Origin of the sequence: Vibrio sp. L85 (assembly GCF_963871815.1) — a bacterium.
GTDB lineage: Bacteria > Pseudomonadota > Gammaproteobacteria > Enterobacterales > Vibrionaceae > Vibrio > Vibrio harveyi.
This window is the reverse complement of the sequence record NZ_CAWMYL010000011.1, coordinates 128,112-148,537: the sequence shown is the minus strand read 5'-3', so window position 1 is coordinate 148,537 and position 20,426 is coordinate 128,112. Positions and strand designations below refer to the sequence as shown.

Sequence of the window (20,426 nt, the reverse complement as noted above, 5' to 3'; positions counted from 1 at the left end):
GGATGAAATTAGCAACCAAGAAAAATGGCACTCGCGATGGTCTGTTGATGGTCGTGAGCAAAGACCTGACACAATGTGTTCCGGCAACTGAAATTTTCCACGCGATGCATCTCGCGCCAACCATGCAAGTGGCATTGGATAACTGGGATAAAGTCGCTCCACAACTGGAAGAGCTTTATAACGCGCTAAACAATGGTTCGGTTTCAGGAAGTGAAGAGTTTGAATCCCACTATCTAGAGTCACCATTGCCTCGCGCCTATCAATGGGCGGATGGCAGTGCTTACGTCAATCACGTCGAATTAGTGCGTAAAGCGCGTGGTGCGGAAATGCCAGAAAGCTTTTGGACCGATCCTTTGATGTATCAAGGTGGTTCTGACGCATTTATTGGTCCTTGCGACAAGATCGAATTTGCCAGCGACGAGTGGGGCATTGACTTCGAAGGTGAAGTTGCCGTGATCACCGGTGACGTGCCGATGGGAGCAAGCATTGCAGAAGCACAAGATTCAATTCGTCTTATCATGCTAGTTAACGATGTATCGTTGCGTGGTATGATTCCGGCAGAGCTGGCAAAAGGTTTTGGCTTCTTCCAATCAAAACCGTCTTCAGCGTTTTCTCCTGTTGCAGTAACGCCAGATGAGCTGGGTGAAGCATGGTATGAGAACAAAGTGCACCTGCCGCTTGTTTCAACCTACAACAATGCCCCATTTGGTTGCCCGAATGCAGGCATAGATATGACGTTTGATTTCGCTGACTTGATTGTCCATGCCAGCAAAACACGTCCACTTTCTGCAGGTGCAATCATTGGCTCGGGTACAGTATCGAACAAACAAGGCACGGAGCACGGCACCTCTATCGAAGAGGGTGGCGTAGGCTACTCATGTATTGCAGAAGTGCGCATGATTGAAACCATTCGTGATGGCAAACCGTCGACGAGCTTTATGTCGTTTGGTGACTCAATCAAGCTAGAGATGTTTGACGCAGATGGCAACTCGATCTTTGGTGCGATTGATCAGCAAGTCAGCCAATACCTAAAACACTGAGAGTGAGAGGTAAGGGAAGTATGAGCGATAACATCACCCTCTATGGCTATTGGCGGTCTTCTGCGGCTTATCGAGTTCGCATTTGTTTAAACTTAAAAGCCTTGAGTTACGAGTCTAAATCGGTCCACTTGGTTCGTAATGGCGGCGAGCAGCATAGCGCGGAGTACCATGAGTTAAACGCCTCTGAGCTTGTGCCAGTGCTGGTGGATGGTGATATCCAACTCAACCAATCTCTTGCCATCATTCAGTACCTTGATGAGCAATATCCGCAAGTTCGAGTGGTTCCAGAACCATCGCCACTTCGTTACCAAGCTTTGGCTATGGCTCAGGATATCGCGATGGAGATCCACCCACTCAATAACTTGCGCGTGTTGCAGTACCTAGAAGGGCAGCTGTCGTGTGATCAAGAGACGAAAGTTGAGTGGATTCATCATTGGGTTAACCAAGGCTTTATGGCATTAGAAGAGAAGCTAAGCCAGCATCGACAACAACATGGAAACTGTATCTACAGTGTGACTGACTCTCCCTCTGTTGTTGATATTTGCTTAGTGCCTCAAGTGTACAATGCATTACGTTTTGGGGTGGATATGACTCCTTATCCGGTAATTAGCTCGATTGTAGAAGCATGTAATCAACTGCCAGCGTTTATTGATGCCATGCCAGAAAACCAACCCGACACAAACAGCTAGTACTTTCTCTATATTTTAACGAATAACAAACGGGCTCTTGACGGAGCCCGTTTTTGTTCTTGTTTGATTAACGTAAATCGTGCTCAAAAGCTTTGCGGCTGTTATTATCACTCCGCAAAATTTACCGGTTTTGTTGCTCTGGTTAGAATTTCCATTTAGGCTTTGAGCAACTAGTTGTTTTGGGCGCACTTTATCTATGACCAACATCTTTATCATTGTTGTTCTTCTTGTTGTTTTCTTCTTTATCATTCAAAAGTACGTGATCAAAAACGATGACACGCGAGACTTCCCATACCGTTCGAAAGGTCCACTATTAAAAGGGCAGGAAGGGGCGTTTTTTAATGCCTTGAGAGCGGCGGTTGGTGATCACGCAGTGGTGTTTGCCAAAGTAAACATGGCAACGCTGATTGCACCAAAAGAAGTCAAAAATAAGAAGCAGTTCTTCATTGCCAGTAACCGAATTTCACGTAGCTACTTTGATTACGTTATCTGCGATCCTAGAACGCTTGAACCTCGTGTAATTATTGAGCTTGATAATGGTCAGCAATTGCATAAAGGCAAAGTCGAGCGCCAAAAACTGCTGATGCACGTGTGTAAATCGGCGAACCTTCCTTTGATTGGTGCATCGGTAAAACACAGTTACCAAGTGGGGCGTTTACGTCGTTTATTGGCAGCACACATTGATCTGATTGAGCCGGACAAAGAAATCCGCTTTTGCAAAAAGTGTGGCAGTCCGATGATCATCAGAACCGCGAGCCAAGGCGAGTTTAAAGGTCGACGCTTCTTTACTTGTAGTCGCCAACCAAACTGTACCTACACAGAAAACTACAATGTGGTGTTTGATACCGAAGACGAATAAGCATTTTGTTCCCTAGATAGTGAAATAGAGAGAGGCTTCAACTGGATTAGTTGAAGCCTTTTTTGTTTTACCGTTGAACAAAGAAGAGCACTTCGCAGCATCCATTCTGGTAGCTCCTATACTTTGATAAAGAAAGAAGAATAGGGAAGCGTTATGCGATATGGATGGATTCTTTCAGCACTACTGCTCACGTTCAGTAGCCATGCACAGCAGTCACTCAAACCACTTGAATGCCAATTAACAGATACACCTCAGGATCACTTCTTGTTTTATCGTGAACAGATGGTTTACCACAGTGAGCAGTTTGCGATTTTTCAAAATTTCAAAGGGCGAGTCAGTACTCAAGTGGATCTCAAAACGGGCAAGTTGATACGTACGACGTTTATTGGTGAACCATTTGAGCCTAAATACCAAATTTTGTTTGGTGATTGTCCAAACGTATCGCAAGTTTTGCAAATTTGGATGCTCAGTGAAGTGCCTTACGACAATTAGGTCAAACAACAAAAGTTAAGTAGATCACACTTTTAACACCGTTCAGGTCGAGCCTTGACGATAAAATCATCTGAAAACGGGTGTTGAGTTTAGATTTTCGCCAAACGATTCAAAGTTAGTGAATTTATGCTTGCACCCCCAATGGGATATAGCTAATATCCTTCTCGTTCTTAAGGAATGGGTCCGTAGCTCAGTTGGTTAGAGTACTACCTTGACATGGTAGGGGTCGGCGATTCGAGTTCGCCCGGACCCACCACTCCTTAAAGCCATACTAAAACCAAAGTATGCCGAACATAAAATTTGGGTCCGTAGCTCAGTTGGTTAGAGTACTACCTTGACATGGTAGGGGTCGGCGATTCGAGTTCGCCCGGACCCACCAAATTTAAAGAAGCGCCCACCTTTTTAGGTGGGCTTTTCTTTACCTGAAATTTGTCAAATCGCGCTAATTTCCCTCTAAGGCACAGCTCTCCGCTATTCGATGTTCAGGTACGTGATTCATCGAGTGTCCTGACGTACGCAACTTTCACATGCCATCCCGCCTTTTATCCAAACAACAAAACGAGCAATAGAACGATTGAACTTAGGATGAGTAGTATTCGCCAAATTGGCTTGGTTTCAGAAACGTCTGAACCGTTGTGATGACACATGCCCATAAGAAATCCCCTTTCTCATTACCTGATAAAGAAAGGCTAGGGCTTCACCCAAGGTAAAGGTCAAGCGGAGGTGAACGGTTTACCTCCACAATCGCTCAAGCTTATTTTGCGGTAATTGGAATATTCAATAATAAATCTGGAAATTATCAATTATTTCAATGTTATAAGGGTAGTAAACCGTTATTTCTCAAGTTTGAATGGATACAGTTTTTTAATGTTGATTCGCAACGTGTGGCATTTTTGAGTAGTTTTGAATGATATACCCAAGTAACCTCGAGATGCTTGGGTCAGCGAGAATGACTTGGTTTGTAGACGCGGCGGCGATTTGAAGGCTTAGTGGGTCTAAATCAAGAATCGGCAACAAAGTATACAAACAAAGGCCCTTACTATTTGCAAAGAGGGCCGGAGCGTGTCATTGACCCGATTGCTACGTCAAACAACTTGGAAAGAGCGTGCTATTCCGCTTCGTTGTTTTCCTTGCACTCGAATCAATGACAACGCTCTGAATCCAGCATCTTGAAGTCACTTGGGTATATGTTCAATATAGAGATCATTATGAAGTTAATTCCCTATAATAGGTTTCAAATCGATACGTTCTTGTCTGCACCTGAAGTTTTAAAGCGAATACAAGAAAACACATCAGAACGAGCTTTTTTCAAGCCTAGTTCCTCTTCAGCATTTTGTGGAAAGGTAGACGAAACGGGCTTCGATCTTGTGGGAAACATTCGTTACAGAAATTCATTTTTACCTGTCATGAAGGGAAAGGTAGAGGCGAATAAAGATGGTACTCGGGTGAGCGTCTCCATGCGGTTAAACTTGTTTGTGATGGGTTTTATGCTGTTCTGGCTTGCCGTTACCGGAGGTGCCGGTATTTACATTCTTCTGAGTGTTGATACTTTTAGCTTACCTTTGCTCATACCACTCGGTATGTTTTTGTTTGGAATCGCGTTGACTTGTGGTGGTTTTTGGTTTGAAGCACTAAGACAAGAACGTAAGCTGAGACAGATTATTTCTACCTGGCAATAGAGGTTTGAAGCGTATCTCGCAGCTAGGCTTGATTGAATGCACTATCAAGCCTAGATATCTCTTATTCTCGGGTTTTCCCGGTGCTATTTTTCAGGGCTTTAGCGAGAAGTTTATTCGACTTCGACTATAAAAACTTTTCCAAATTTTTTGAGTTGTTCGAGTTCCCAAGGTGGCTGTTTAACAAAAACGTTTTTCACTCCAAGTTTCGAATAATCGTTTGGGTTATAGGTCCAACCGGAGTAATCCGAATCGGAAAAACTATCGTAGCGGGGAGATTGACCAAGGGTTGTTATTTCTTGTTTTACTTTGATTTTTTTGAAGAACGAATCTTCTTTTTCCTTAGTTTTGCCAATATACGTTTGCATTTCATGTAAGACTTTTTGAATTTCTTCTTCCCTTTGTCTTTTGGGTAAGCCCTTAAATGAAGCCTCAATATCTGAGGTATCAAACTCCTGACTGCTTAAGCCTCCGTGAAAACCGATAATTGCTTTGTTTGATATATATTTGTTTTTGCCTGCGGTAAATACATAGTTTGCACAAGAGGAAAGGCAATAGTCGTTGACTTCAATATCTATTTTATTTGCAAAAACCCATTCACCTAAGGCCATTCCCAGCTCCACATCACCGCCGTCACTTGAGATCACAAGAGTGGTTGGTTTTACTGCCGCATCAGCATAGATTTCCACAACAGCGTCGTTTGCTTCGGAGGTTAATGTACCGGTGTAGTGAATCGAGTCACCCACAAGTGTAACGTTGGTTGTTTCTGCGCTGTAAACGGGCGCTCCCGGCAGCAATAGAAAAGGGAGAACCATTTTTGTTAACTTAACACACATAAATTTACCTGATTAATGAACCGCATTAATAGACATGTTTATCTGCGTCTGGTTCCTTATGTGTAGGGCTTTTATAAAAATGCTAGCTGTCGAGTTAACAACAAACTTTAGATCATGCTATGTGTGCCACAGCCTTGTGTTAATGCAAATCGATAGTCCGTCGTTGGCGTAAACACCATTGCTAAATCAACCGGAAGAAAGACGACATCTGCTGCTAAAGAGAGCGGGATGTCGATGAAAGTCAAAGGGTAAAAGACATAGTCGACCACCGAGTCGTTTCTAAAAGCGCAAGGTTGGGACGCGACTGCCAGTGTTGTTCCTGAAAACGGCGCTCCATACCCTCCCACAAGGTGAGTATCCAAAGAAGAACAACCCATCATTGAAGTGGTAAGCGTAAGAAGTAATGCAGTTCGTAGTTTCTTAAAGTTATTGTTTTTCATTTTCATTTTCATTTTCATTTTTATTTAAATATTTTATAAACATAAACGTTGAAATTGAATCTATAGCCCAAAAGAATGAATTGCGAGTAGATATTCTTTTTTGTGTTCAATAATATGCGCTACGCAACAAGATTTAGAGTGTTTAGGTACATAGTGGCGTTTAAGAGAGAGGGAAATGAAAGGTTTCGCTCTTAGATTGTCATCGTTCTCCACAGACCTCCCTAGAAATGTGTAATGTGGCAATTTAATCAACGATTGACGTCGCGATACCACTTACGTTCCAACTTAATTTAGGAATAACTATGTTTACTGATTTTTTCATACAGAAAAATAGAAAAGCGGGAGAAAAACATGTTCCTAACTCGTTCCCTAAACATAAGTTAGTCCTCAACTTAGTAGTCGGCGTCTTTCTGGTGGTGTATGGCGCTTATGGCATCTATTCCGGCGAGTTATATGTGTTTTTAGGAAGGCGTACAGAGGTAACGCTACACGGTGATGCCATATACATCGCTTTTGCTGCCTTTATACTTGGCTGTATTTACTGTTTGGTAGAAATCATCGACCATTTCGATAAGCGAGATAACGAAGAAATCTACATACGCATTAGGGCAGGTTGCCAAGCATTTGGACTGTTGATTTTTGGTTTTGCATTGATACAAAACAGCGTTATGGCAGGCGCTTAGGCAACATTACTCGTTGTAGCAGGATGCTTTTCTATCGGTATTAAATACATAGCAAAGTATTGCGGCGTTATGCAGTAATTAAAAAGGGGATTAGATTGGATAAAGCAGTAAGAGTAGGTGTCGCGGCAGTGATTGTGCGTGAAGGACGAGTGCTACTTGGTGAACGTATTGGCTCACACGGGGCTCATACTTGGGCTACACCCGGAGGACACCTTGAATGGGGTGAATCTATTGAAGATTGTGCTAAGCGCGAAACACTCGAAGAAACCGGCTTAGTTGTTGGGTCTTTTAAGAAGTTGAGCTTCACGAATGATGTTTTCGAGAAAGAGGGTAAGCACTATGTCACTTTGTTTGTTGCTGCTTCATGTGAGGTTGGAGAGCCTCAGGTCGCTGAACCGGAGAAGTGTAAGCAATGGAAATGGTTTGACTTAGACAAGCTTCCGGAGCCTCTGTTTTTGCCTTTAGAGAATTTGCTAAAAGCACAAACCGAACTAGATGTGCTTTTCCAAGCTAGCGCTGAATAGAGAGCCGTAGCGTTGCCCCTTTGGTAAAAGCTGGTTTAGTTTTGAGCTCTAGACCAGCTTTGATACTAATCCCTAAGTAACCTCAAAGTGCAGGGATATAATGACTAGTGGTTAATTTTATCGCGCTATATCCACTCTTGTTCTTCAGCCGATACGGTAATATCACTTTTCAGCTCACCAGTATGCGCCGTTGTGGATGGCTCAATCATCATGAAGTGAGTGTCTGGCTCGGCGACAGGGCAGTGCTCGACACCTTTCGGTACAACAAACATTTCACCCGGCTTTAGTACCACTTCTTGCTCTGGTAATTTCAGCGTCAGTTCACCCTTAAAGACGATAAATAGTTCATCTTCGTTGTCATGTTTATGCCAAACTAATTCGCCAGAGCCTTTTGCGATTTTAACTAGCTGACCGTTCGACTCAGCTAATATTTTGGGTGTCCACTGCTCTGAAAAAAGCCCAAATTTCTCATTAATGTTGATCTTCTTCATTGATGATAACTCCTTGAATTTTTGGGATTGAAACGCTTTTTATCTCCTTCGACGTTATGTCGCTACTGACCGTATGTAAAGAGAAACATTGTTCACACGTAATAGATGACCGTTAAGGTTGATATTTGAAGCGATACAGGGTGTAAGGCGCCTTTGCATTACCGAGACCTTGACTGAATGCTGGGTGCTGATGAAGCTGGTCTTGGGTGACATAAATGTAATCGCCGCTGACTGCCATACTGTCCGGCCAAGATAGCTTTTTGTCTTGAATAAGTGTCTGATATTTGCCTTTGGTTACCAAACCAACACCACTATGTTCGAGATCGGTCGCTAAAATGCCACCCCCTGGCGCATACGCAATGCCATCGCTGGGTCTTTTTGGTCCATATACTTCGATTTTATTCTGCAGCTTACTATCTGTGTTTTTTGCATTTTCTAGGGCTGAAGTCGGAACTCGATAGATTTTTGTGCCAGTAAATGCGCCAAAGTAGAGCCATTCGTTATTGTTATCAATAGCGATTGGGTTTAACCCAAAACGTAAGTGGTTCGTGGCACCTTGTTCTGTTTTCGATGCCAATAGAGAAGCTTCGATGACTATATCTCTGTCTTCTGGCATAAGTTGGGGCGCATTTTCTAATACACGTGTCGACTGACCCGTTTTTAAATCTACCACGACAATAGCGGGGTTTGTTGCACCAATGAAGTTGCCAAAGGTCATGTCAGCGATGTAGATCTTCGCGTGCTTTTCATCGATGGCAAAATCTTGCAGGAACGAGTTGTCTCTTAGTGCAGATGAGTTAATTGTAATTTGGTTGCTCAACTTATTTTTAGACGTGTCCCACGAGACCAATTGTGCTGGTGAGGTTTCGCTGCCCATATCGAGCATCCAGACCGTACCTTTGCTGTCGGAGTGAACGCCAATAACCGCACTTAAGCCTACATCGCCGACCTCTGGTCCGTCTGACCAGTCCATGGTTGGGAAGGGTCTTTTAGTACCATTCGCCATCACTTCGACGACTCGATATTTGGGATTATCCAAAGGGTGCATGCTTACGATCAAGCGACCTTCGGGTGTTACGGTGACACCTGCGCCGCGGTAATCGTTAAATTGTGTCACGGCTTCTAGAGAACCGATTTCCGCAGCGTAAGTTAAATGGGATGCCACCGCTGAAATTGCGGCAACAGCAGTGAAGAGGCTGGTAGTTAAAAGATGCTTTTTCATTTTATTTCCATTTTGAAATGAACAGTTTGATGTATGGATTTTGGCGACTCGAATGAGATGTTGAGTATCTCATTCAGTGCGTATTGAAATCCTAGCCTCGGAATAGTCCATAAAAAACAGTTCTATATTTGATTTATTTTCTAATAATTTTTGATAATCCGTGAGTGCAAAGCTCAAAGCTCAAAGCTCAAAGCTCAAAGCTCCAACGTGACTATTTTATTGAATCTAATTAGCAAGAGATAAGTTGTGGTGATGAAGTGATGTAGAGCGTCTGATTTTGTGAATAATTATTATCTTTTGAAGAGGGATATTGTAGTGAATAGTGGTTGTTAATAAAAAGTTTCACAGCAAACAAGCAGGCACAACCATGTTCATTAATAACAATACTAAAATTACACTCCTTATCAGTACCAGTATCATCGGCTATGCCGTTACTCAACCTGCGTTCGCCGCGAACGTGCCAGACGGAGTAAAGCTAGCTAAAAAGCAGGAGTTTGTTCGAGGTAATGGCACCGAAGTCGCAACTATTGATCCACAAAAGTCCGAGGGCGTTCCAGAATCTAATGTGATTCGCGATTTACTGGAAGGCTTAGTAACGCAAGATGCCGATGGTAACACCATCCCTGGCGTCGCGGAGTCTTGGGAAACAACGGACAATCGCACCTTCGTTTTTCATTTACGCCACAACGCAGAATGGTCTAATGGTGACCCGGTTACAGCGCAAGATTTTGTTTATAGCTTCCGTCGAGTCGTAGACCCAAAAACTGCGTCACCTTACGCTTGGTATCTTTCTTCGACCAAAATGAAAAACGCGCAAGACATCATAGAAGGCAAGAAAGACATCAGTCAGTTAGGTGTCCAAGCGCTTGATGACTATACCCTTAAGGTCGAGCTCGATGCTGAAGTACCATACTTTGTTAAGATGCTCGCTCATACCACCATGATGCCAGTCCATAAAGCAACGGTAGAGAAGTGGGGAGATAAGTGGACCAAGCCGGAACACTTTGTGGGGAATGGTGCATATGTGCCAGACCGATGGGTGGTCAACGAGCGTCTCGTGCTTAAGCGAAATCCAAAGTATTGGGATGATGTACACACCGTCATTAACAAAGTGACTTATCTGCCTATTGAAGATCAGGTGTCAGAAATGAACCGCTTCTTGTCAGGTGAGATTCAAATGACCAACGAAGTGCCAAACGAACACTTCCGTCGACTTCAAAAAGAGTACCCTGAGGACTTGTCGATAAAAGGCAATCTATGTAGCTACTACTATCAGTTCAATACTCAACGTGCACCGTTTGATGATGTTCGAGTACGTAAAGCGCTGTCTTATGCGATTGACCGAGACATTATTACCAAAGCCATCCTCGGGCAGGGACAAAAGCCTGCGTACTTCCTGACGCCAGAAATCACGGCCGGATTTTCCCCTCAGTTGCCTGAATACGGCAAACTCACTCAAAAGCAGCGTAATGAAAAAGCAAAAGCACTGCTTAAAGAGGCGGGCTATGACAAACAACATCCTCTAGATATTAATCTGCTGTACAACACATCAGAAAACCACAAGAAACTCGCCGTTGCCATTTCATCAATGTGGAAGAAAACACTGGGCGTGACAGTTCACTTAGAAAACCAAGAGTGGAAATCTTATTTAGCCAGTCGTGATGAAGGGAACTTTGATGTTACGCGCGCCGCGTGGTGTGGGGATTACAACGAAGCATCAACCTTCCTGACTTTGATGATCGGCTCTAACGTCAATGGCGGAGTTCACTATAAGAGCAAAGCGTACGATGACATCATAGAAAAAGCGTTGAACTCGACCTCAGAAGAAGAGCGAACCAAGCTTTACTACGCGGCAGAAACTCAGATGGCGAAAGACATGCCATTAGCGCCTATCTATCAGTACGTGACGACTCGTTTGGTTTCTCCACTTCTCGGTGGTTATCCGAAAGGCAACGCTGAGGATAAGATCTACACCAAAGATCTGTACATCAAAGCGAAATAAGCTTATTGCTAGATAAGAGTTTGAGTTTCGTGAGATTTGCGAAACTCAAACTCTCTTTTTTGGACGGGGGAAATCGGCAAGGGTGGCTAAGCTGAGAAAACCAGCTTAAGCGCGAACTCGACGAAGCATGCTATCTAGAGATAACGCCCCTTGATTATGCAGGAACAAGAATGGGTATAATGCCATTGCCCAGAAGAAAGGAAACTCCCATCCACCACCCGGCAGTGCCCACGTATATCCTGTGAAGAAGTGACCCGAGAAGAGCTCCGCCGCAATTAAATACGCAATTGCCCATAAAACGCCGATGCGTGTAAACAATCCCCAGCCAATCAATAGCGCCACTGAAATTTCCGTTATACCACCTACGTAGATCATTAAGTCAGTGAACCAAGGACCGACCGCATCAAAGCCAGCAACCTGCCCAAAGTAACCTCGCATGCCATTGTGTATCTGGGTTCCTGCAAACAACTTTTCCGTTCCGTGGGTTAAGAAGTTCAATCCGAGAAATAGACGTATACAGGTAAGGGCAAATTCGTTTGGGCTCTCTTTGTATATCTCTTTCGCAATGCCGATGAACTGAACAAGCAACGGGATCAACGATAAGGCGGTTAACCACCCAACCAATGAAATGTCATTTTGATCACCGATACGAATGATGACTATGGTTGGAGCAATGGTCATCAAAAATGACAATCTGTTGCGATTTCTCAGGGCGAAAACAAGGATAGGTGTCAATACGCCAAAGAATAGAAGGGATGTGGTTAGCCACACATCATTGTAGGTATTGAGTTTAAACACGATCGCTGCCAGTGACGCTAAAGACGTTATTTGTAACCCGACCCACGTGTTGTTTTTATTGTTCATTGATAGTTTCTCCATCTCGTGACCAGTAAGAGCAGTCATCCTGTCCTCATCAGGTTTATGAATTTGTAGTGAGTGTCTGAACAATAAAATACGCCTTATTAACTCTCTGATAATTAGGGAATAAGTGAAATCATTCTTTGGCTGAGATGAACAATACACAGACAAAGCGAGTGACAGCTGCAAGACAGCGAGTAATTAAGGTGGAAGAGAGGAGAGGCAGAACGTGAAGCCGATGTTAATAAGTATCCTTCAATTCAACACGTTGTCGACTATTGATAAAAAATGACTTTTATTACTTAATTTCGGTAAACAGGGAATCAATGACAATGCTCTGAACCCTGCATCTTGAAGTCACTTGAGCATATGTCATTCATATATTCAATTAGATTCTGTGCTTAACTATATTTATGTCTTATGTGTCAATGAGGTAAATATATTTCCCTGCAATTAATGTTTGAACCTGATCGCATAACTATCTGATATCTATTATCTTGTGAGATCAAACTGTGCTTTTATGAATCAATTGGAGAAGATATAACGAATTGTCTTCTCGTGTCTTTATTTCCTCATGAAAAGACTAAGCAAAAAAGATGTAAAGTGTCTCTTTTTGCTGTTTTTCTGCGGCTTAATCGTAATATAAAACGAGAACAGTTTATGAAGCGTCAGTATATTCTTGTTGGTTTGTCAGTAATATTGTCAGGCTGTGCATCACAACAATTGATGGTTCCAACCGCGAGTAAAGTCATCATTGTTGATGATACTTTGGTTTATGATGGTGTCATTTCTGGCGGTGACGTTTTAAAAGCAATTCGGTTAGTAAAATCTAGCGATAAGAAGATTAAAAAGCTCAGAATTACCAGTCCTGGAGGCGAGATTGATACCGGTATCGAGTTTGGGTACTTTGTAAAAGAAAATAATCTTGATGTGGAAGTCAGCCGTCTATGTTTTTCAGCATGCGCAAACTATGTCTTAACGGCTGCCAATAGTATTACCATTAAAAAGGATGCTTTGATAGGGTGGCACGGTGGTGCGTTACAATCTGATGAACTGTGGAAACAAACCATTCCAAACGGTTATTGGAATCAATATGAAGGTTACCTCAACCATCTGAGGGTCAAAGAAAAGGCGTACTTTAATTACATCAATGTCGACCCTTATATCACGGTTTATGGTCAGATAAGAGACAGAAGTTGCCAAAAAAACAAGCTCACAGAAGGTTGGTACTACTCACTTAACGACCTTAAACAAATGGGAGTGAAGAACGTTGATCTACAAGGCGGAAAGCTAATGAACAGTGTAGAGTACGAAAACTCAGACATCACGTCTTGTTTGATGCCGGACGTTTACATTAACAAACATGGCTCCTAGCCGTTAGTCCCTTCGATACCACGTCTATTAAATCAATATTCTTTTAAATATCATCAAGATGAAGGCTTGCCACGGTAAGCCTTCATTTTTGTTGTGGCTAGGATAACGATTAGCCTTCGTATCAGTTAGAAATATAGTGCTTTTTGTATAATCGCTTTGAAGTGCCAGAGAACTTTATGTGCTCTGTTTTTCTTGTTGCATAATCAAGAATAATATTGGGATGCACACTTACGTGAAAATATTCGGGAATATTGATCGCTCGATAATAAATGTCATCCCGATATTTATTTTCTTCTATCAAACCACAATCGATTAGCTTGTTGAGAATGCTAAATGCAGAGAATATATCGATTCTCGTAAGTAATGATATTTCTTTTGCTGTTTTTCCTTGCTCGGGGAAATCAAGCATCCGACACATAATAAGGTCTTGCAACATTCTTGTTGCAATCGCATTAAGCTCTTCTTTACTTAGTTTTTCCATGGCTATCAGGCACCTTTTGATGAAAAGTTGAACTTGATGTTTTTATGGAAACATATTGTTACATTTGTGTCAATAAGCCATTCTCTATGTTTTATTTACCATAGATATAACACTGATTGGATTTTGCTTTATTTATTTTTATTGAACTAAATTTCACTTGCTATTATTTGAATCTTAGATTTTGCATATCGACAAAATCATTGTTGATATTATTGTTTTTAGTGATCTTTTTTGAAATCAACATTTGAATACGCTTTGTTTTTAATGGGTGTTCTATACCCAAGTAACCTCGAGATGCTAGGTTCAGCGAGAATGACTTGGTTTGTAGACGCGGCGGCGATTTAAAGATCTAGTCATTCTAAATCAAGAATCGGCAACAAAGTATACAAGCCAAGGCCCTTATATTTGCAAAGAGTGCCCTTTGGGAGTGTAAAGAGAATAAAAACCATAGAAATTAAATCATGCATTAAATCTGCGCTTTTCTTTGAACGCGCTTAGAAACTCAAACTCGATGATCCGGTGTAATGCTTCTGTCTACTAAACAAATGGTATGAGTATGATAGTAAGTAAGATATCTGATGAGCTAATTACGGAAAAAGCAAAACTAGAGTGGCTAGCGTACTGGCGCCACTTTAGCACCGTTAAGCATCGCCTTTGCTGCGAAGCCAACTGTACCGCAGAGCATGATTATGGTGTTCTGGTTAGAAAAGACGGGGAAGAGCGTAAGGTTTTCGTGGTGCCATTATGCAAGGCGCACAGTGATAATCTTGAACGATTGGAAGTCTCCGACGGCACAGAAATTATCTCCGCGGATCTGACCTTGTGATTTACGTTGTTGCTTCAACGACGTTTAGGGAACGCTTTGAATCGTAGGGTTTCAAAGCGTTCTTCCTAAGCAAGGGGGAGGTTACATTTTCTTTTGATAAACCCTTTCAGGGCGACCAACTTTACCATGTTGAATCACAGCAAGTAGAAACCCTTTTGCGGCTAAAAACTCAAGATAACGTCTTGCTGTTGTTTTGCTGATGCCGACTTCATTGCCTAGAGACTCCGCCGTGTAAATAATTTCGCCATCATCAAAGGCATTCGTGACTTTATCGAGCGTGAGCTCATCGATCCCCTTGGGTAAGGCTTGCATGTGTGATGATTTGGATTGAAAGTTAAACAGCTCGTCGACGTGGCGTTGATTGATGTTGTCATTTGCTTTTAACGAACTGGTGTACTTCAGATAGCGCTCTAAAGAATCGGTTAAGCGATCATAAGAGATCGGTTTTAGCAGATAGTCGAACACGCCACACCTTACGCCTTCTCTTACTGTTTCCATGTCATTGGCGGCGGTGATAAAAATAACATCTGGTGACTGCTTGGCAGCGGTTATGTCTTTCAATAAATCGATGCCTTTGCCGTCAGGCAAGTAGTTATCCAATAAGACCAGTTTTGGCTTCAGTAACTGAATCATCTTTCTGGCTTCAGCGATACTTTTTGCAATTCCGATAGGTCTGAAACGTTGTGTTTGCTGAAGATAGTAAGAATGAAAGTCCGCGATATTGGATTCATCTTCTACTATCAAAACGTCATAAATTTCCATCTTTCAAACTCTCGTTAGGAATAAATAAAGAAAAGATTGTTCCGGTTGGTTCGGCATCGTCGACGAGGATTGCACCGCCAGCGTTATTGACAAGCTGGTGGACTAAATACAGGCCAATACCGTGTCCCGGTTGCGATTTGCTGGTGATCCCTTTATCAAATAGGGATTCTGCGATTTCATCGGGTATTCCAGTGCCATTGTCAGCAACCTCGACCACCAATTCCGTTTCGTTGGCGTCAGAAATTAGTATCGAGATGCATTTGTTGCTGTCAGGGTTTTTCAACGTTGCTTCATAAGCATTGTCGAGTAGGTTACCTATGATGGCGGCTAACTCATCATCAGTAAGTTTGGTTGGTGTACCGCTTAGGTGACAGTACGGATCAAAATGGAGAGCGAGACCAAGTTCTTTTGCTCGGCTGTATTTGCCTAATAACAGACCCGCAATCACTTTGGAGTTGAACGTACGAGAAATGAAATCAATCAGCTTTTGATGTGTTTCTGTTTCTTGCCTTATAGCACTGAGCGCCTCTTCGTACGCGCCAATTTGAATCAGCCCACTCACTGTAGAAAGCTTATTTGCGTATTCGTGGCTCAATACTCGTAAATTGTCGGTTTGCTGCTGAACTTGGTTAAGTTGCGATGTGAGCGTGCTTAAATCATTGCGCGGTCTGAAGCTGATGACCCAGCCAGAGTGTTGATTGTCTTCCCAAATCTTTACACGAGTCGCGACCAAGGTTTCGCCATTACAGGTAATCACTTGATGCTGTCTCTGTGACTCCTCCGAGTCTTCTCCCATCTTTGCTCCCAAGAAAAAGTCAGCAGGGGTGACGTATTCGTTCACCATTCGACCTTGGAGGTGGGAAAGATTACGCGCAATTCCCAAAATCTTAAGTCCCCTCTGGTTTGCCGACAAAATACGACCTTGTTTGTCGACCGCAATAATGCCTTCGTAAACCGCTTCAAACACCGAGTTTTGCACGCGGAGGGAGAGGGCGATCTCTTCCGGTTCCATACCATACATCTGACTTTTGATATGACGCGAGAAGAACCAAGCGCCTAAAGATGAGCAAACTAGAATGATCAATAAGGCAAAGAAAAACGGTGTGGAGTAGAGGAGCAGTAAGTTACTAACGGTATCCAGTAAGTAGCCCACTGAAACAACACCAATGATCTCGCCAGTTGAGGAAATAATGGGGGATTTCCCACGTATCGCAAAACCTAAGCTGCCTTCTCGTATTGAGTAGTAGTGCAATCCTTGTTGAAGGGCGCGTATGTTGTCTCCACCTTGCATCGGGTAGCCAACTTTTTTGATGTCTGGATGCGCTAAGCGAATGCCCTTACTATCGCCGACGACGATGAAGTTGGCATCGGAAATCCCTTGTAGGCGCTTAATTTGTTTTTGTACCCGCGCTGTATCTCGTAAAGAGACTGCTTCGATCAGTTGAGGGTCGCTGGCAATTTCACGAGCTTGTATGACTGCGCGCGCACTGACCTGGTGGTTTAACGTATCAGAAAGGATGTGGTGGAAATAGCCACCGATAAGGAGTAATTGAAACGAAACAACCACAAAAAGCAGCGCCCATACACGCTGTCTAAAAGAGAGGTTACGACAGAGGTAGTCGTGAAATGTTCGGTCTGGCATGAATGGTAAGCTTCTTATTGATTGAAGGGTAAATTATCAAATGAAACAAGGAAGAGACCTGATCGAGATCTATTGAAGATAGTCAATCGAGCCTCGTTCCTTGTGTAACTGTCTAACCGATCACATATTTGATCATCACGCCTGCTGCAACCGCCGAGCCAATAACGCCGGCTACGTTTGGTCCCATCGCGTGCATTAGTAGGAAATTCTGTGCATTTGCTTCTAGACCCACTTTGTTTGACACCCTTGCTGCCATCGGAACCGCAGAGACACCCGCAGAGCCAATCAGTGGATTCACTTTTTCACTCGCGAAACGGTTCATTAGTTTTGCCATCAATACGCCTGCCATTGTGCCAATACAAAACGCGACGATGCCAAGTGCGAGAATACCGATGGTTTGCGGCTGTAAGAACTTATCGGCAACCAATTTGGAACCCACAGAAAGACCCAAAAAGATGGTGACGACGTTGATCAACGCGTTTTGAGCAGTATCCGATAAACGTTCAACTACGCCACATTCACGCATTAAGTTACCAAAGCAGAACATACCTAGTAGCGGTGTCGCCGAAGGAAGCAACATGGCAATCAGAATCAACAGGAGCAAAGGGAAGCATATCTTTTCTAACTTGCTTACTTGACGCAATTGCTGCATCGTGATTTGGCGTTCTGATTCTGTGGTCAGCGCACGCATTATTGGCGGCTGAATCAAAGGTACAAGTGCCATATAAGAGTAAGCTGCTACAGCGATAGCACCCAGTAATTCTGGTGCGAGCAGACTAGATACGTAAATTGCTGTTGGACCATCTGCGCCACCAATGATGCCCACAGCAGCGGCTTGTGCGACACTGAAATCCATCAAGCCCATAGAGCTCAAACCCAAAGCGCCGAGCACAGTTGCGAAGATACCAAACTGAGCTGCCGCACCAAGAAGCAAGGTTTTAGGGTTGGCTAACAATGGACCAAAGTCCGTCATTGCGCCTACGCCCATGAATATCACCAAAGGACCAGCGCCAGATGCAATTGCAATGCTGTAAAATAGGTACAGCATGCCATCTGAGTATTGATACTCTTCTGCGAGTAAGTGGATATTGGCAAGTTGAGTTGGTGTCGCCGTTGCAAGTGCCGTTTTTACTTCGGCAGCGGAGTCCGTCGCAATGTTCAACACAGAGCCAAATGCTGACATTACCTCAGGTTTCGCAGCATGGAGCGCGTTTTCTACCGCTGACAAGGCTAAGCCTGCATCAGGTAGGTTAGCAAGAATCCCACCAAAGCCGATTGGCACCAACAACAAAGGCTCGAACTGTTTAACAATAGCGAGATAAAGCAGAATCAAGCCAACAATAAGCATGATGGCTTGCCCCCATTCGAGGTGGAACAAACCAAAGTCATTCACTAACGCTAAGACATTTTCCATGTGACTAATGCCTCGTTACGCCAGTTGAAGTAAAGGTTCGCCTACATCGACCGCGTCGCCTTCAGACACATCAATGCTGGCGATTTTTCCGGAACGTGGTGCGCGAACTTCTGTTTCCATCTTCATCGCTTCAAGAATCAGCAGCACATCGCCTTCTTCAACTTCATCACCAGGCTTGGTGTGGATCTTCCAAATGTTACCCGCAAGTGGGGCGTTCATCGGCTCGGCATCTTGAGCGGTTGTCACTGGCTTTGATGGTGCAGGTTGGGGGGCTGACACGGCTTGAATATCGCCACCTGCGTCAACCTGAACGACATAACTTTGGTTGTTGACGGTAATGGTGTAAACACCGCTTTCTGAGGTAGCATTCATGGTTTGTTTCTCTGGTTTGGTGTTAGTTTTTGTTTGTGCTGTTGCTCTTGCTGCTTCATTGCAAGGTGCGGGTTCAAAGGCGTCTGGATTGTTGCGGTTTTCTAGAAACTTCCAACCCACTTGTGGGAAAAGCGCGATAGTAAGTACATCATCAATGGCGCTGCCGGAGAGCGGAATGTTTTGCGCTTTTGCTTGAGTGGTCACTTCTGTGGTCAGGTGCTCCAGTTCTGGCTCCAACTTATCGGCAGGGCGGCAAGTAATTGGTTCTGAACCTTCCAACACACGCTGTTGCAGTTCCGTGTCGACAGGGGCAGGCGTTTTGCCGTACTCGCCTCTCAAGACACCAGCGGTTTCTTTGGTAATGGTTTTGTAGCGCTCACCCATAAGGACATTGATGACAGACTGTGTGCCGACGATTTGCGACGTTGGCGTGACAAGCGGTAGATACCCCAGCTCTTTTCTGACTTTCGGGATCTCTTCTAACACCGCATCAAGCTTGTCTGCGGCATTTTGCTGTTTCAACTGACTTTCCATGTTGGTTAACATTCCGCCAGGGACTTGCGCCACAATAATGCGAGAGTCTGAGCCTTTTAACTGACCTTCAAAAGCGGCGTATTTTTTACGTACTTCTCTAAAGTATGCAGCGACAGCTTCCAGCGCTGAAATGTCCAAACCTGTGTCGTATTCAGTGTTTTGAAGTGATGCAACCAGAGATTCTGTTGCTGGGTGACCGTAAGTGCCGCTCATGGAAGAAATCGCAGTGTCCACACGATCAACACCAGCTTCAATGGCTTTCATTAACGTCATATCAGCCATGCCAGCGGTCGAGTGGCAATGCAGGTGAAGGTCGACATCCACTTGCTGTTTTAATGTTGAAACCAGCTCACTGGCTAAGGTTGGCGTCAGGATGCCCGCCATGTCTTTGATTGCGATCGAGTCAACGCCTAGTTCACTCAATTGTTGTGCGATGTCGACCCAGGTTTGTAGGTTATGAACAGGGCTAGTGGTGTAACAGAGTGTACCTTGAGCGTGTGCGCCTTGTTTTTTCACCGCAGCAATCGCTTGTTGCATGTTTCGTGGATCGTTCATCGCATCAAATACACGGAATACATCCATGCCGTTTACCACGGAGCGCTCAATGAACTTATCAACGACGTCGTCAGCGTAATGGCGATAACCCAATAGATTTTGACCTCGAAGCAACATTTGCAACGGCGTTTTTGGCATCGCTTTTTTGAGTCCTCGCAGTCTTTCCCAAGGATCTTCCCCTAGAAAACGAATGCAACTATCAAACGTAGCGCCACCCCAACACTCAAGTGACCAATAGCCGATGTCATCCAAGTGTTGGGCGATTGGCAGCATATCGTCGATGCGTAAACGGGTGGCAAATAATGACTGGTGGGCATCACGTAATACAACGTCAGTGATGCCAATGCGTTTAGTAGACTCAGACATTCGAATTCCTCTTATAGCGAGCTTTGTTTGATTTTTTGATGATGAATAGCGGCAGCAATCACAGCGACGAGTTGGTTATCATCGTTTGATGGTTTGGCAGCACCCACTTTCTTTTGCGGAGGGGGAGTTGGTTCGACATGAAAGCGCCCCAAAAAGCGAGACATGGCTTTGACAGCAAAGACCAAGAAAACAAGAAAAGTGAAGACAAAACCCATACCCAGAGTCATGAGGTTTAAGCCTTCGGCGAATAAATTAACTTCCATTAATATCTCCCATTGGACAAAACAA

At 43.8% G+C, this 20,426-nt stretch carries 21 protein-coding genes and 2 tRNA genes; 12 read left to right on the top strand and 11 right to left on the bottom strand.

From position 1 onward, the window contains the following. Positions 1-2: 2 nt before the first annotated feature. The 7 genes from AACR11_RS01905 to AACR11_RS01875 all read left to right on the top strand — a co-directional run bounded on the left by AACR11_RS01905 (position 3) and on the right by AACR11_RS01875 (position 4,759). Positions 3-1,040 carry a fumarylacetoacetate hydrolase family protein gene (locus AACR11_RS01905; protein ID WP_029791037.1) on the top strand — a complete coding sequence of 346 codons (1,038 nt, stop codon included), beginning with the start codon at positions 3-5 and terminating at the stop codon, positions 1,038-1,040. Positions 1,041-1,060: 20 nt separating this feature from the next. Continuing rightward, entirely contained in the window at positions 1,061-1,729 is a 669-nt protein-coding gene (gene maiA / locus AACR11_RS01900) for a maleylacetoacetate isomerase (RefSeq protein WP_029791036.1), read from the top strand. Between the two features lie 196 nt (positions 1,730-1,925). Beyond that, positions 1,926-2,588 carry a DUF2726 domain-containing protein gene (locus tag AACR11_RS01895; RefSeq protein ID WP_009701558.1) on the top strand — a complete coding sequence of 221 codons (663 nt, stop codon included), beginning with the start codon at positions 1,926-1,928 and terminating at the stop codon, positions 2,586-2,588. 153 nt (positions 2,589-2,741) lie between these two features. Further along, the gene (locus AACR11_RS01890; protein WP_009697431.1) at positions 2,742-3,080 is read left to right on the top strand and encodes a hypothetical protein; all 339 of its coding nucleotides are present in this window, start codon (positions 2,742-2,744) and stop codon (positions 3,078-3,080) included. A 179-nt stretch (positions 3,081-3,259) separates the two neighbouring features. Continuing rightward, a tRNA-Val gene (locus AACR11_RS01885) sits at positions 3,260-3,336 on the top strand. A gap of 46 nt (positions 3,337-3,382) precedes the next feature. Then, positions 3,383-3,459, top strand: a tRNA-Val gene (locus AACR11_RS01880). A gap of 829 nt (positions 3,460-4,288) precedes the next feature. Then, positions 4,289-4,759, top strand: a complete 471-nt coding sequence (locus AACR11_RS01875; RefSeq protein WP_029791034.1) for a hypothetical protein — start codon at positions 4,289-4,291, stop codon at positions 4,757-4,759. Positions 4,760-4,869: 110 nt separating this feature from the next. Here AACR11_RS01875 and AACR11_RS01870 read toward each other — a convergent pair whose 3' ends face one another. Together AACR11_RS01870 and AACR11_RS01865 are read right to left on the bottom strand one after the other, a co-directional pair. Then, a complete protein-coding gene (locus AACR11_RS01870) occupies positions 4,870-5,592 on the bottom strand; it encodes a peptidase (RefSeq protein ID WP_029791032.1) in 723 nt (240 codons plus the stop codon). Between the two features lie 107 nt (positions 5,593-5,699). After that, positions 5,700-6,032, bottom strand: coding sequence for a YceK/YidQ family lipoprotein (locus tag AACR11_RS01865; RefSeq protein ID WP_005445462.1), 333 nt, complete (start codon positions 6,030-6,032; stop codon positions 5,700-5,702). A 302-nt stretch (positions 6,033-6,334) separates the two neighbouring features. Between AACR11_RS01865 and AACR11_RS01860 the strand changes: the two genes are divergently transcribed. Beyond that, a complete protein-coding gene (locus AACR11_RS01860) occupies positions 6,335-6,715 on the top strand; it encodes a hypothetical protein (protein WP_017190266.1) in 381 nt (126 codons plus the stop codon). A gap of 95 nt (positions 6,716-6,810) precedes the next feature. After that, on the top strand, positions 6,811-7,239 hold the full coding sequence (locus tag AACR11_RS01855) for a nucleotide triphosphate diphosphatase NUDT15 (protein WP_005445461.1): 429 nt from the start codon (positions 6,811-6,813) through the stop codon (positions 7,237-7,239). 125 nt (positions 7,240-7,364) lie between these two features. Here the strand turns inward: AACR11_RS01855 and AACR11_RS01850 are convergent, their stop codons facing one another. Together AACR11_RS01850 and AACR11_RS01845 are read right to left on the bottom strand one after the other, a co-directional pair. Then, complete coding sequence (locus tag AACR11_RS01850) at positions 7,365-7,730, bottom strand: cupin domain-containing protein (protein WP_017818051.1); 366 nt, start codon at positions 7,728-7,730, stop codon at positions 7,365-7,367. A gap of 112 nt (positions 7,731-7,842) precedes the next feature. Next, entirely contained in the window at positions 7,843-8,952 is a 1,110-nt protein-coding gene (locus AACR11_RS01845; protein ID WP_005445459.1) for an L-dopachrome tautomerase-related protein, read from the bottom strand. 367 nt (positions 8,953-9,319) lie between these two features. Between AACR11_RS01845 and AACR11_RS01840 the strand changes: the two genes are divergently transcribed. Further along, positions 9,320-10,954, top strand: a complete 1,635-nt coding sequence (locus AACR11_RS01840) for an ABC transporter substrate-binding protein (protein WP_029791029.1) — start codon at positions 9,320-9,322, stop codon at positions 10,952-10,954. Between the two features lie 105 nt (positions 10,955-11,059). On the opposite strand, the gene AACR11_RS01835 is transcribed toward AACR11_RS01840, so the two are convergent. Continuing rightward, complete coding sequence (locus AACR11_RS01835; RefSeq protein ID WP_029791028.1) at positions 11,060-11,857, bottom strand: DoxX family protein; 798 nt, start codon at positions 11,855-11,857, stop codon at positions 11,060-11,062. A gap of 615 nt (positions 11,858-12,472) precedes the next feature. Here AACR11_RS01835 and AACR11_RS01830 point away from each other — a divergent pair. After that, entirely contained in the window at positions 12,473-13,186 is a 714-nt protein-coding gene (locus AACR11_RS01830) for a hypothetical protein (RefSeq protein WP_029791027.1), read from the top strand. Between the two features lie 121 nt (positions 13,187-13,307). Here AACR11_RS01830 and AACR11_RS01825 read toward each other — a convergent pair whose 3' ends face one another. After that, complete coding sequence (locus AACR11_RS01825; protein WP_029791025.1) at positions 13,308-13,667, bottom strand: hypothetical protein; 360 nt, start codon at positions 13,665-13,667, stop codon at positions 13,308-13,310. Between the two features lie 550 nt (positions 13,668-14,217). Here AACR11_RS01825 and AACR11_RS01820 point away from each other — a divergent pair. Continuing rightward, positions 14,218-14,493, top strand: coding sequence for a hypothetical protein (locus tag AACR11_RS01820; RefSeq protein WP_230677359.1), 276 nt, complete (start codon positions 14,218-14,220; stop codon positions 14,491-14,493). An 81-nt stretch (positions 14,494-14,574) separates the two neighbouring features. Here the strand turns inward: AACR11_RS01820 and AACR11_RS01815 are convergent, their stop codons facing one another. The 5 genes from AACR11_RS01815 to AACR11_RS01795 all read right to left on the bottom strand — a co-directional run bounded on the left by AACR11_RS01815 (position 14,575) and on the right by AACR11_RS01795 (position 20,401). After that, positions 14,575-15,255 (bottom strand): response regulator, encoded by a 681-nt coding sequence (locus AACR11_RS01815; RefSeq protein WP_005445452.1) that lies wholly within the window; start codon positions 15,253-15,255, stop codon positions 14,575-14,577. Then, positions 15,242-16,897, bottom strand: coding sequence for an ATP-binding protein (locus AACR11_RS01810; protein ID WP_029788091.1), 1,656 nt, complete (start codon positions 16,895-16,897; stop codon positions 15,242-15,244). The genes AACR11_RS01815 and AACR11_RS01810 overlap by 14 nt, the downstream gene beginning before the upstream one ends. Positions 16,898-17,009: 112 nt before the next feature. After that, entirely contained in the window at positions 17,010-18,311 is a 1,302-nt protein-coding gene (locus tag AACR11_RS01805) for a sodium ion-translocating decarboxylase subunit beta (protein WP_029788093.1), read from the bottom strand. Positions 18,312-18,326: 15 nt separating this feature from the next. Next, positions 18,327-20,138 carry a sodium-extruding oxaloacetate decarboxylase subunit alpha gene (oadA, locus tag AACR11_RS01800; RefSeq protein WP_029788094.1) on the bottom strand — a complete coding sequence of 604 codons (1,812 nt, stop codon included), beginning with the start codon at positions 20,136-20,138 and terminating at the stop codon, positions 18,327-18,329. 11 nt (positions 20,139-20,149) lie between these two features. After that, the gene (locus tag AACR11_RS01795) at positions 20,150-20,401 is read right to left on the bottom strand and encodes an OadG family protein (RefSeq protein WP_009697443.1); all 252 of its coding nucleotides are present in this window, start codon (positions 20,399-20,401) and stop codon (positions 20,150-20,152) included. Positions 20,402-20,426: the final 25 nt, after the last annotated feature.